At 24.1% G+C, this 635-nt stretch carries 1 protein-coding gene; it reads right to left on the reverse strand.

Features of this window, described 5'->3' with window-relative positions:
• The coding region (locus tag NNC19_RS23445) for an AMP-binding protein (protein ID WP_310941104.1) at positions 1-560 on the reverse strand (560 nt) is incomplete at its 3' end.
• Between the last annotated feature and the right edge of the window lie 75 nt (positions 561-635).

Below are 635 nucleotides of genomic sequence, written 5' to 3' on the forward strand. Positions count from 1 at the left end.
AAATCTTTTGGTGTATTAATATTTTTAAGGTTATCTTTGCTTTCTTTAAGTATATCTTCACTATTTAAATCTATTTTGCTTATTTTTTCTAATTTTACTTTTCCTAATTGATGTTTTTTTATTAAAAGTATTTTACTTTTACTATCCTCAATCATATAATTTATTCTTGTTTCAGGGTACTCTTCATCTATTGGCAAATATGCAGCACCACTTTTTATAACCGCTAACATCCCAACTATTGTATCTTTGCTCTTTTCACATAATATTGGAACAATATCTCCTTTTTTCACTCCATTTTTCACTAATAGATTGCTAAGTTGATTTGCTCTTTCATTTAATTGTTTATAAGTTAAATATTCACCACTTGATACAATCGCAGTTTTATTTTGTGCCTTTTTAGCTACTTCTTCAAATAATTCTTTTATTGTTTTATCTCTTTCGTATTCTCTTTTTGTATTATTAAATTTATTTAATATTAAATCCTTTTCTTCTTTAGATAAAATATCAATTTTATTAATTGGTTTATCTAAATCTTCTAAAACTTTTTCTAGAACATTAATCCTAAATTATTCACCGAATTTATTTTGATAGGATTTATTCAACTATTCCCTTCAAAGATAGATTCGGTTTAGTTT

Origin of the sequence: Clostridium sp. SHJSY1 (genome assembly GCF_031626875.1) — a bacterium.
Taxonomy (GTDB): Bacteria; Bacillota; Clostridia; order Clostridiales; family Clostridiaceae; genus Clostridium.